At 40.3% G+C, this 12041-nt stretch carries 11 protein-coding genes, 1 other RNA gene and 1 other annotated feature; of the genes, 11 read left to right on the top strand and 1 reads right to left on the bottom strand.

Annotated features, from left to right (window positions below):
- Window positions 1–113 precede the first annotated feature (113 nt).
- The 7 genes from TY15_RS24615 (at window position 114) to TY15_RS04155 (ending at window position 6951) form a co-directional block, all read left to right on the top strand.
- On the top strand, window positions 114–290 hold the full coding sequence (locus tag TY15_RS24615) for a hypothetical protein (protein WP_040207841.1): 177 nt from the start codon (window positions 114–116) through the stop codon (window positions 288–290).
- Between the two features lie 61 nt (window positions 291–351).
- Window positions 352–591 (top strand) — a binding site (T-box leader).
- 131 nt (window positions 592–722) lie between these two features.
- Window positions 723–1994, top strand: a complete 1272-nt coding sequence (hisS, locus tag TY15_RS04175) for a histidine--tRNA ligase (protein WP_040207842.1) — start codon at window positions 723–725, stop codon at window positions 1992–1994.
- A gap of 11 nt (window positions 1995–2005) precedes the next feature.
- Window positions 2006–3775, top strand: a complete 1770-nt coding sequence (gene aspS, locus TY15_RS04170) for an aspartate--tRNA ligase (protein ID WP_042374118.1) — start codon at window positions 2006–2008, stop codon at window positions 3773–3775.
- Window positions 3776–3842: 67 nt separating this feature from the next.
- Window positions 3843–4038: non-coding RNA, 6S RNA (gene ssrS, locus TY15_RS23460), on the top strand.
- 161 nt (window positions 4039–4199) lie between these two features.
- Window positions 4200–4967, top strand: coding sequence for a tRNA threonylcarbamoyladenosine dehydratase (locus TY15_RS04165; protein ID WP_040207844.1), 768 nt, complete (start codon window positions 4200–4202; stop codon window positions 4965–4967).
- 114 nt (window positions 4968–5081) lie between these two features.
- Window positions 5082–6008 carry an ABC transporter ATP-binding protein gene (locus tag TY15_RS04160; protein WP_040207845.1) on the top strand — a complete coding sequence of 309 codons (927 nt, stop codon included), beginning with the start codon at window positions 5082–5084 and terminating at the stop codon, window positions 6006–6008.
- Complete coding sequence (locus tag TY15_RS04155; protein WP_040207847.1) at window positions 6001–6951, top strand: ABC transporter permease; 951 nt, start codon at window positions 6001–6003, stop codon at window positions 6949–6951. Before TY15_RS04160 ends, TY15_RS04155 begins: the two co-directional genes overlap by 8 nt.
- A gap of 71 nt (window positions 6952–7022) precedes the next feature.
- On the opposite strand, the gene TY15_RS04150 is transcribed toward TY15_RS04155, so the two are convergent.
- On the bottom strand, window positions 7023–8294 hold the full coding sequence (locus tag TY15_RS04150; RefSeq protein ID WP_040207848.1) for a replication-associated recombination protein A: 1272 nt from the start codon (window positions 8292–8294) through the stop codon (window positions 7023–7025).
- Window positions 8295–8475: 181 nt separating this feature from the next.
- On the opposite strand from TY15_RS04150, the gene cymR reads away from it, so the two are divergent.
- The 4 genes from cymR to TY15_RS04130 all read left to right on the top strand — a co-directional run bounded on the left by cymR (window position 8476) and on the right by TY15_RS04130 (window position 12041).
- The gene (cymR, locus tag TY15_RS04145; protein ID WP_040207849.1) at window positions 8476–8898 is read left to right on the top strand and encodes a cysteine metabolism transcriptional regulator CymR; all 423 of its coding nucleotides are present in this window, start codon (window positions 8476–8478) and stop codon (window positions 8896–8898) included.
- A 95-nt stretch (window positions 8899–8993) separates the two neighbouring features.
- Complete coding sequence (locus tag TY15_RS04140; RefSeq protein WP_040208083.1) at window positions 8994–10136, top strand: cysteine desulfurase family protein; 1143 nt, start codon at window positions 8994–8996, stop codon at window positions 10134–10136.
- Window positions 10137–10175: 39 nt separating this feature from the next.
- Entirely contained in the window at window positions 10176–11294 is a 1119-nt protein-coding gene (gene mnmA / locus TY15_RS04135; protein WP_040207851.1) for a tRNA 2-thiouridine(34) synthase MnmA, read from the top strand.
- A 93-nt stretch (window positions 11295–11387) separates the two neighbouring features.
- Window positions 11388–12041, top strand: a complete 654-nt coding sequence (locus tag TY15_RS04130; protein WP_040207853.1) for a tetratricopeptide repeat protein — start codon at window positions 11388–11390, stop codon at window positions 12039–12041.

Here is a 12041-nt window from a genome sequence, read left to right as displayed (position 1 = left end):
TTCATTCCTTAATTGTTAAAAAAGTCCATTGCCTATTGAAAAATTACCTTTCACATGCAATTTTTTCAGCCGTGATGGAAATGATAGAAGAAAAGGACAGAGGTGATTTGGTTATGAGATCGAGTGAAAAAGGAATGAACATACAATCAATGGATGGTCGCTTGTTTGGCGTGGATTTTCATGATTTTATTCAAAAAGAACAACAAGCAACCTCTTATGAACTTGCATCTGAATTTGGAATATCGATGGGGGATGTCAGAAAGTTAAAAAAACATCTAGAAAGGTCTTAAATCTTTCTTGACAATACTAGTGATGCTCCGTATTATTATATAAATAAAATGTAATATCAGGATATAACCAATGATGGAGCATAGTAGTTAAGTTAACCCATGAAAAGAGAGGAAATGCCTTTGGCTGAAAGCATTTCTACATGAGCCTTAATGAAAGAACACTCCGTAGGCTTCTCTCTGAAAAAGCAAATGCTTTAGTAGGTGAAGAACGTGGCAGGCGTTAACTGTTTAAGCGGAAGGGCAGTCAATTTGTGCTCTTCAACTAGGGTGGCACCGCGGGAAGATAACTCTCGTCCCTTGTATTTATTACAAGGGATGGGAGTTTTTTTATTTTTTCCAAAAACAGAAGTAAGTGGCTGCTTACCCTAGGTCGTATACAAAGAACACCCCATTTACATACACGCTATTTTTATTAAAAGGAGGGTTACCACCATGTCTATTAGCATCCCTAGAGGTACGCAAGACATTCTGCCAGGAGAGGTAGAAAAGTGGCAGCTGATTGAAGCAAAAGCGCGAGAACTATGTGAAAAATATCAATACCAAGAGATTCGTACGCCCATCTTTGAACATACCGATCTTTTTTCAAGAGGGGTAGGCGATAGTACAGACATCGTTCAAAAAGAAATGTACACCTTTGAAGACCGCGGGAAACGCAGTATTACTCTAAGACCTGAAGGAACGGCTGCTGTTGTTCGTTCATATGTGGAAAAGAAAATGTTCGGTCTAGCAAATCAGCCTGTTAAGCTTTATTACATGGGACCTATGTTTAGATATGAACGCCCGCAAGCAGGACGTTTCCGTCAGTTTGTTCAATTTGGTGTCGAGGCGTTGGGCAGTAATGATCCCGCGATTGATGCGGAGGTTATTTCCCTCGCAATGAATCTTTATAAAGAAATGGGCCTACAAAAGCTTAAACTCATTATCAACAGCCTTGGTGATAAAGAGAGCCGAAGCGCACATCGCGAGGCCTTAGTCAATCATTTCAAACCGCGAATTGGCGAGTTTTGTCATGATTGTCAAAATCGTCTCGAAAAAAATCCGCTCAGAATCCTTGACTGTAAGCAGGATCGCGAGCACGAATTAATGAAAACAGCTCCATCCATCCTTGAATATCTTAATGATTATTCCAAAGCTTATTTTGAAAAATTACAGCACTATTTAACCCAGCTTGATATTCCATTTGAGGTCGATGCTAACTTAGTGCGAGGCTTGGATTATTATAATCATACCGCCTTTGAGATTATGAGTAATGCAGAAGGGTTTGGCGCCATCACCACTCTTTGTGGTGGAGGGCGATATAACGGTCTTGCTGAAGAAATCGGCGGTCCAGAAACACCAGGGATAGGTTTTGCTTTAAGTATTGAGCGTTTTATCGCAGCACTTCAGGCTGAAGGAATCGAGTTAGAAGTCAATCAAGGCATCGATTGCTATTTAGCCTCTCTTGGTGAGGAAGCAAAAGATTACACAGTAGGATTATTGCAACAGCTTCGAATGGCAGGCTTTTCAGCAGAACGAGATTACTTAAATAGAAAAATTAAGGCACAGTTTAAAGCTGCTGACCGCTTACAAGCAAAATATGTTGCGATTCTCGGTGATGATGAACTGAAAAATAACAAAATTAATGTGAAAAATATGGAAACTGGTGAGCAAGTAGAAATAGACCTAAACTCTTTCATTAAACAATTCCAGGAATGGCAATCTTAAGGGGGATCAATATGTTTGGCAGATCATATTTTTGTGGTGAGGTTCCAGAGTCAGCAATTGGAGAAAAGATAACATTAAAAGGTTGGGTGCAAAAACGACGTGACCTAGGCGGATTGATCTTTATTGATCTGCGCGACCGTTCCGGAATTGTTCAGGTTGTGTTCAACCCGGATCTATCAAAGGATGCACTCAAAACGGCAGAAAAAATCCGTAATGAATTTGTTCTTGATATTGTCGGTACCGTTGTGGCACGTGAGGCTGGTACCATTAATGAAAATATAAAAACAGGTAAAATTGAGGTGCAAGCGGAGAAGGTTACAATTATTAATGAGGCGAAGACACCACCGTTTATGATATCTGATAAAACGGATGCTTCTGAAGATATTCGTTTGAAATATCGTTACCTAGATTTTCGCCGTCCTGTTATAGTTGAAACCTTGAAAATGCGTCACCAGGTGACAAAAACAATTAGAGATTACCTTGATGGGGAAGGTTTTCTAGATATTGAAACACCTATTTTGACCAAAAGTACACCTGAGGGGGCACGTGATTATTTAGTCCCAAGTCGTGTTCATCCAGGTGAATTCTATGCATTGCCACAATCTCCACAGTTGTTTAAACAATTGCTGATGGTAGGTGGAATAGAACGTTATTATCAAATTGCCCGTTGTTTCCGTGATGAGGATTTGCGTGCAGACCGTCAACCGGAGTTCACACAGGTTGACATTGAAACTAGTTTCTTAAGCCAAGAGGACATCATGGCGATGATGGAAAAAATGATGGCGAAGGTCATGAAGGATGTCAAGGGAGTAGACGTTCCTGCTGCGTTCCCACGGATGACGTATGATGATGCTATGAGTCGTTTTGGTTCGGATAAACCTGATACGCGTTTTGGTTTGGAGCTTGTCGACCTTTCTGAAATTGTCAGTGACTCTGGGTTCAAAGTGTTTGCTGCAGCCGTGGCAAATGGGGGTCAAGTTAAAGCAATTAATGTCAAGTCTTCTGCCGACAAGTATTCACGAAAAGACATTGATGCCTTAACAGAGTTCGTAGCAGTATACGGTGCGAAAGGCCTAGCATGGTTGAAGGTGGATGGAGAAGGCCTTAAGGGTCCGATTGCGAAGTTTTTCTCTGAGGAGGATGCACAAGCACTGCAAGTCACACTTGAAGCTTCTGCGGGGGATTTGCTCCTGTTTGTTGCGGATAAGAAGAGTGTTGTTGCAGATGCTTTAGGTGCATTACGATTAAAGCTAGGGAAAGAATTAGGTTTAATCGACCAAAGTAAGTATAATTTCCTTTGGGTTACGGATTGGCCGCTGCTAGAATACGATGAGGAAGAAGGTCGTTATTACGCAGCCCATCATCCATTTACCATGCCATTTAGAGAAGATCTTGACTATTTAGATTCAGATCCTTCAAAGGTACGTGCACAAGCATACGATATTGTTTTAAATGGATATGAACTTGGAGGCGGCTCACTTCGTATATTTGAACGTTCCATTCAAGAAAAAATGTTTAATGTCCTTGGATTTACTCCAGAAGAGGCAAAAGAACAGTTTGGATTCTTATTAAATGCCTTTGAATACGGAACACCGCCGCATGGTGGCATTGCGCTCGGGCTTGACCGTTTAGTTATGCTTCTGGCAGGAAGTTCAAACTTACGAGATACGATCGCATTTCCGAAAACAGCCAGTGCTAGCTGCTTGTTAACAGATGCACCTGGTGAGGTCTCAGAGGGCCAATTGCAGGAATTAAATTTGTTATTAAATGTTAAAAAATAACAGGCATTTCCGTTTATGATTCCTTGAAGATCGTAGCGAAATATGCTAAGATAAAAGCAATCAAAGAAGAGTCCTGAAATGTTCGTTGTATAACCTAAAGTTTTGACCAACATTATTTATCCGGGAGTCTGGAGTTTTCTGATTGCGTAAATGCCTCGCCCTTAACGGGTATGGGGACTTACAATACCGGAAACAGGACACCCACCTGCTAAAGTTGCGGGATCAAAACTATGGATCAAGTCAACGGCACCATTGGGACTCTTTTCTATTTGAAAAAATCAACCTCTTGCTGGACTACGGCGAGAGGTTTTTTGTGGGATTTCAACTTAATTCCTATAAAAATACTTGTTTTTATAGGCGGGTATGATATATTTTTATGGGGAAAAATAGTTATAAATTGAATTTAAATTTGGAGTGAACATACATGCTACATCAATTTTCACGAAATGAACTAGCGATTGGAAAAGAAGGCCTTGATATCATGAAAAACAGCACGGTTGCTGTTTTGGGAATTGGCGGTGTTGGTTCATTTGCGGCAGAAGCCCTTGCCCGATCTGGCGTTGGTCGGTTAATCTTAATTGATAAAGACGACGTTGATATCACAAACATTAATCGTCAACTAATTGCCCTTCTATCAACAGTCGGAAGACCAAAGGTGGACATTATGCAGGAGCGGATTAAAGATATTAATCCTGACTGTGATGTGATTTCGTTAAAAATGTTTTACACAGAAGATACCTATGAAGAAATTTTTAGTCATCAATTAGATTTCGTTGTGGATGCTTCTGATACGATTGTGTATAAGATTCATTTGATGAAGGAATGTTTAAAGAGAAACATTCCGATTATTTCGAGCATGGGAGCTGCCAACAAAATGGATCCAACTCGCTTCCAAATTGCTGATATTTCTAAGACTCATACTGATCCGATTGCCAAGGTAATTCGTACTCGTTTGCGGAAAGAGCGAATTCATAAAGGGATTCCGGTTGTGTTTTCAGATGAAAGTCCAATTGTCATCCGCGAAGATATTAAAAAAGAAGTTGGAAATGAAAATGCCCCTATTCGCAAAGCCCAAATGCCACCAGCATCAAATGCCTTTGTTCCATCGGCTGCTGGATTGATTATGGCTAGTTATGTGGTAAGAGAATTGTTAAAAGACATTAAAATTCAACGTGTTTCTGATGAAAAATAATGTAGGTGCCCTGAACTAATTAGTTTAGGGTGTTTTTTTGTATAATGATTAGGGTAGGAAAAAATTTCAATAATAAGGTAAACTGATTAAGGACCAATTGAGAGGAGTGAGAAGTTGGAAACAATTGTGGAATTGAAGGATGTAACGAAAGTTATTAAAGGAAGGACAATTATAGATCATATTAGCTTCCAGGTAAATAAAGGTGAGGTATTTGGTTTTTTAGGACCTAATGGTGCAGGGAAAACCACGACGATTCGGATGATTGTGGGCTTAATGGGACTTACTTCGGGTGATATCATCATTGGTGGTTCAAGCATTAAATCTGAGTTTGAACAGGCAGTTGGTCATATTGGAGCCATCGTTGAGAACCCGGAAATGTATAAATTTTTGACGGGCTATCAGAACCTTGTCCATTATGCTCGAATGTCCAAAGGAATTACAAAGGAAAAAATTGCTGAAACCGTGGAATTGGTAGGGTTAACAGAACGGATCCATGACAAGGTAAAAACATATTCGCTTGGGATGAGGCAAAGATTAGGTTTAGCCCAGTGTCTCTTACATGACCCAGATGTGTTAATCCTTGATGAGCCAACCAATGGCTTAGACCCAGCTGGCATTAGAGAAATCCGAGATTATGTCCGCTTACTAGCTCGTGAAAAAAATATGGCAGTGATCGTTTCTAGTCACATGCTCTCGGAAATGGAAATGATGTGTGATAGGATTGGCATTATTCAAAATGGCCAGTTAATCGATGTGCAGCTTGTACATGATTTTGTGCAGAGCAGTGAAGTGACATTTGAATTTGAAGTCCTTCCAAGTGACAAAGCCTTGGCACTTATTGAGGCCCATTATCCAAATGTGCGGGCCATCCGCTCACGAAATGGGATCTCAGTTGAATTAACGAAGGAAGACATTCCGAATCTTGTCAAGTTGTTTGTTGACGACAATATCTCCGTTTTTGGTATAAAGGAAGTGGCAAAAACGTTAGAAGATCGCTTCCTTGAAGTGACATCAGAGAAGGAGGGTTCGACTCGTGGTTAATTTAATCAAAAATGAATGGATGAAAATTTTTAAACGACCTGGTACCTTTGTCATGATTGGGATTCTGATCGTTGCAGTGGCACTTTTTGGTATTGTGATTAAATCGCAACAAAATGATATGGATTTCACCCAAGATAAAAATTGGGAGCAAGTATTACAGGAAGAAAATAATGCCCTAAAGCAGCAAATGGATCAAAGTCAGACAAAAACAGATAAGCAATTTTATAAAAAGGAAATTGCTATTAATGATTATCGCATTAAGCACCATATTCCAACTAAAGAACAATATTCTGTTTGGTCTTTTGTAAAAGATACATCACAGCTGATTATTTTAGCAGGGTTATTCATTATTATTGTATCCGCTGGAATTGTTGCTAGTGAGTTTAATTGGGGAACGGTGAAGTTACTTTTGATTAGACCAATCAATCGTACTAAAATTCTCCTATCTAAATATTTGACCGTGTTATTGTTTGCTTTGTTTATGCTGGCTATTTTATTTGTTTTCTCAATGGCACTTGGCGCTAGTTTATTTGGTCTTCCGGACAATCCACTTTCATACCTAAATTATAATAATGGTCAAGTGACAGAGCAAAATATTGTCGTCCATTTGTTAGTCTATTACAGTCTTAGTTCAATTGATACAATGATGCTGGTGACGATGGCATTCATGATATCATCTGTATTCCGAAATAGTTCTCTTGCGATTGGATTATCCTTGTTTTTATTGTTTACTGGCGGGCAATTTACGGAATTGTTGTCAATGAAGTTCACCTGGACAAAATACATACTATTTGCAAATACAGATTTGATGCAATATTTCGAAGGCACACCAATGATCGAAGGGATGACCTTACCCTTCTCCATCTTCATGCTGTTGATCTATTTTCTCATCTTCCTGTTCCTTGCATTCTTTGTCTTCAAAAAACGAGACATCGCCTCGTAAATATGGAAATAGGTAGAAAAAGGGGTCAGGCACCATGTGAAAAATTCACATGGTGCCTGACCCCTTTAATCCTATTTGGACCTTGTTAATTTTTCGTAGACGGTTGCTAGTGCTTGTTCGAATTTGCCCGTTTTTTTTGGCTGGTAGTATTTTTTGTTTTTTAGTTTGTTCGGTAAATACTGTTGCGGTACCCAGCCGTTTTCAAAATCGTGGGGATACAAGTAGCCAATTCCTCGTCCTAACTCTTTAGCACCTTGATAATGGGCATCTTTTAGATGGTCTGGGACTTCCCCGACGATGCCTTTTTGAATATCGTCAAGTACCGCTTGGATCGCCAAAACAGCTGAGTTTGATTTTGGTGATAAGCATAGTTCGATCACGACATTTGCGAGTGGAATTCTTGCTTCTGGAAAGCCAATTCTCTCTGCCGTTTCAATCGCGGCCAAGGTCCTTGCCCCAGCTTGTGGATTGGCGAGTCCGATATCTTCATAAGCAATGACTATCAAGCGACGACTAATGCTTGGGAGATCACCTGCTTCAATTAATCGGCCGAGATAGTGGAGGGCCGCATTGACGTCGCTGCCACGAATCGACTTTTGAAAGGCGGACAAAACATCATAGTGCCCATCTCCATCTTTATCCGCAACCAAGCTCTTCTTTTGCAAACATTCTTCAGCGGTTTTAACATTAATATGAATGATGTCATTTTCATCTTTATCGGTTGAAAGGATGGCTAATTCTAATGCGTTCAAAGAGCTTCTAACGTCACCATTCGAGCCTTGGGCAAAATGCAATAATGCTTCATCTGCTATTTCAATCTTTAACTTTCCAAAACCGCGCTCATCATCTTCAAGGGCACGTAATAATGCCTGGCCTACTTCGTCTGGTGATAAGGGTTTTAGTTCGAAAATTTGACAGCGACTCCGGATGGCAGGATTAATGGCATGATAGGGGTTACTGGTTGTTGCCCCGATCAACACGATCATTCCGTTTTCTAGATAGGGAAGTAAAAAATCTTGCTTCGCTTTGTCTAAGCGGTGTACCTCATCGAGAAGTAAGATCACTTTACCAGACATTTTGGCCTCGGCTGCGACAATCTCCATATCCTTTTTATTGTTTGTAACGGCATTAAGCGTTCGAAAGGCATATTTGGTACTTCCTGCAATGGCACTTGCGATGGAGGTTTTGCCAATCCCTGGTGGTCCATATAAAATCATTGATGTTAGCTGTTTTGCTTTCACCATTCTCGCGATTATTTTCCCATCCCCAACTAGATGCTGCTGGCCTACAACCTCATCAATGGTTCTTGGCCGCATTCGAAATGCTAATGGTTTCTGCTGCATAATCATCTCTCCAAAAATTTTACTGATCTTTCCTAACGGAGACTTCCGCTTTTCTTATAACAATACCATTATCGCTTGCAAAAGCATACGAAAGAAGAATATGATATAATTTTTAATATCTATCAGTTTACTGAGTATTAATGTGATTATTGAGATATATCAATGAATAGAGGTGCGAGGGATGAAAATTTCAACTAAAGGACGTTATGGTCTTACCATTATGATCGAACTTGCAAAAAAACATGGTGAGGGTCCTACTTCATTAAAAACAATTGCCCAGGCAAATGATCTATCCGAACATTATTTAGAGCAGTTGATTGCTCCATTACGAAATGCGGGTCTAGTAAAAAGTATCAGAGGAGCTTATGGAGGGTACATACTAGCTGATGAGCCAACCAAAATCACTGCTGGAGACGTAATCCGTGTCCTCGAAGGTCCAATTACGCCCGTTGAAGGGATTGAAGATGAGGAACCAGCTAAGCGAGAGCTGTGGATTCGAATTCGCGATGCCATTAAGGATGTCCTGGACAATACGACATTAGAAGACTTAGCAAGTCATAGTGAAGATGAGGATCAATTAGAAGGTTATATGTTTTATATTTAATGTGAAAAATAACAAGCAAACATATAAACACTGATTGATTTTGGTATAGAAAGATTATGCTAGACAGTGAATTAATTTTGATTGAAGGTGTAACAATGGAACGAATTTATCTCGACCATGCTGCGACCTCTCCTATGCACCCAAGGGTGATTGAAAAAATGCTTCACGTGATGAATGCGACCTTCGGAAATCCGTCAAGTATTCATTCATTTGGTAGGGAGGCTCGTCATTATATTGATCAAGCACGAGCAGCACTGGCCAATAGTATAGGTGCAAAAGAAAGCGAGATTATTTTTACAAGTGGAGGGACAGAGGCTGATAATATGGCCTTATTTGGTGTAGCTGAAAGCTTCCAGCATAAGGGGAAACATATTATTACTACTGAAATTGAACACCATGCCGTGTTATATGCCTGCAAAAAGTTAGAAAAAATGGGCTTTGAGGTTACCTATCTTCCTGTTGATGAATCGGGACGAATCTCAATCAGTGAACTCCAAGCTGCGTTACGAGATGATACCATCCTCGTTTCGGTTATGTATGGGAATAACGAAGTAGGTACAACCCAGCCAATTGCTGAAATAGGAAAACTATTAAACGATCATCAGGCTATTTTTCATACCGACGCAGTTCAGGCATATGGGCTGGAAGACATTGATATTAATGAAGAGTTGATTGATTTATTATCTGTCTCTGCTCATAAAATCAATGGACCGAAGGGAATGGGATTTCTCTTTGTAAAATCAACTGTTAAAATTCCACCGCGCTTATATGGCGGCGACCAAGAACGAAAACGGCGTGCGGGTACGGAAAACGTGGCTTCCATAGCGGGATTTCATGAGGCTGTCCTGATTGCTGCTGAAGACAGGAAGTCTAAACAGGATAAATTCAGTGGCCTAAAAGAAACCATGCTGCAAAAGCTTCATGAGTTAAAGGTTGAATTTGACATAAACGGATCACTTGAATATTCCTTACCACATGTATTAAACTTAAGTTTTCCGGGGACAAGCGTGGAGGCAATGCTTGTTAACCTAGATTTAGCAGGGGTTGCTGTTTCTAGCGGTTCAGCGTGCACAGCTGGTTCAATTGAGCCATCACACGTCCTCGTTGCAATGTTTGGTAAACAATCAGAACGGTTAACCAATTCGATTCGCTTCAGCTTTGGCTTTACTACGACGCCAGAAGAAGTCATCAAGACCGCAGAAGAAATCGCAAAGGTTGTCGCGCGTCTGAAAAAATAAATCAACTTAGATGCCACGGCGAAGAGAGAGGTGAAATGTATGGAAAAGAAAGATCCAAAAAATACTCGTGTTGTAGTGGGAATGTCAGGTGGAGTTGATTCCTCCGTTGCCGCGCTTTTATTGAAGCAGCAGGGCTATGACGTTATCGGTATTTTTATGAAAAACTGGGATGACACCGACGAAAGCGGTTTTTGCACCGCAACGGAAGACTACGAAGATGTTATTCGTGTCTGTAATCAAATTGGCATTCCCTATTATGCAGTCAACTTTGAAAAACAATATTGGGATAAGGTATTTACCTATTTCCTTGAAGAATATAAAGCAGGACGAACGCCTAACCCAGATGTTATGTGTAATAAGGAAATCAAATTTAAGGCTTTTCTTGAGCATGCAGTCAATTTAGGGGCAGATTATCTTGCAACAGGACATTACGCGCGAGTTGAATACCGCGAGGGAGAATACAAAATGCTCCGCGGTCTTGACGAAAATAAGGACCAAACCTATTTCTTAAACCAATTAACACAAGACCAACTAAGTAAAGTCATGTTTCCGATTGGAAATCTTGAAAAACCTAGGGTGCGGGAAATTGCCTTGGAAGCTGACCTAGCTACAGCAAAGAAGAAGGACAGCACAGGGATTTGTTTTATTGGTGAACGGAATTTTAAAGAATTTCTGGGTCAATATTTACCGGCACAGCCAGGTAATATGGAAACCTTTGATGGTGAAATTAAGGGTAAGCACGAAGGTCTCATGTATCATACGATCGGTCAGCGCCATGGATTGGGGATTGGTGGATCGGGTGAGCCATGGTTTGCGATTGGTAAGGATTTAAAAAGAAATATCCTTTATGTTGGCCAAGGCTTTCATCATGAAAAACTATACTCAGATTCGATTACAGCTGTAAATGTTAGCTGGGTATCGAACGCGGAAAAACCTGTGGAATTTGATTGTACAGCTAAATTCCGTTATCGTCAGGAAGACCATAAAGTGACTGTCCGCCTCTTAGAAGGAGATAAGGTGGAAGTCCGTTTCCATGAACCAATACGTGCGATCACGCCTGGACAGGCAGCCGTTTTTTATAATGGAGAAGAATGCTTGGGTGGCGGAACAATTGATGAAGTATATAAAAATGGTGAACGGTTAACATATGTTGGCTAAGAGTAAACCCTGATTCCTTTCTGGAGTCGGGGTTTTTCTGTTTGGAGCTTATCAAATATGGTATACTTTTTCTGAAGATTGGAGCTGACAAAAATGGATAAAAACCAATTAGGTGTACAATACATGCAAGAAGGAAACTGGGAAGAGGCAGCGAAGGCTTTTAATGATGCCATAGAAGAAAACCCAAAAGACCCAGTAGCCTATATAAACTTTGGCAATGTACTCTCTGCCGTGGACGATGATGAAAAAGCAGTAAAATTTTATCAAAAAGCGATTGAAATAGATGAACATGCAGGGGCAGCTTATTATAGCATCGGGAATGTCTTCTTTACTCAAGACCGTTTTACTGAGGCCAAAAAAATGTTCGAAACTGCAATGAAAAAAGGTCTAGAATCAAGCGATAATTTCTTTATGCTAGGTCTAACACTTGTTCAACTAAATCAAGGGAAATTGGCGCTCCCCTACCTGCAACGAAGCGTAGAGTTAAATGAACATGATGCAGAAGCACGCTTTCAATATGGATTATGTTTGGCCCAACTGGAACTAATTGACGAAGCCATCCTTCAATTAGAAAAATGTATTGAGTTAGACCCTGACCATTCGGATGCGTTCTACAATTTAGGGGTTTCATTTGCGTTTAAAGAAACTTCCGTTAAAGCGATTGAAATGTTCAATAAAGCACTTGAGATTCAACCAGATCATTTGCTCGCAGGTCATGCGAAAAAATTAATTGAAAACAACCTATAG

Origin of the sequence: Neobacillus jeddahensis (assembly GCF_000612625.1) — a bacterium.
Taxonomy (GTDB): domain Bacteria; phylum Bacillota; class Bacilli; order Bacillales; family Cytobacillaceae; genus Neobacillus; species Neobacillus jeddahensis.
The sequence above is the reverse complement of the archived record's forward strand: the minus strand, read 5'-3'. Positions and strand labels throughout refer to the sequence as shown.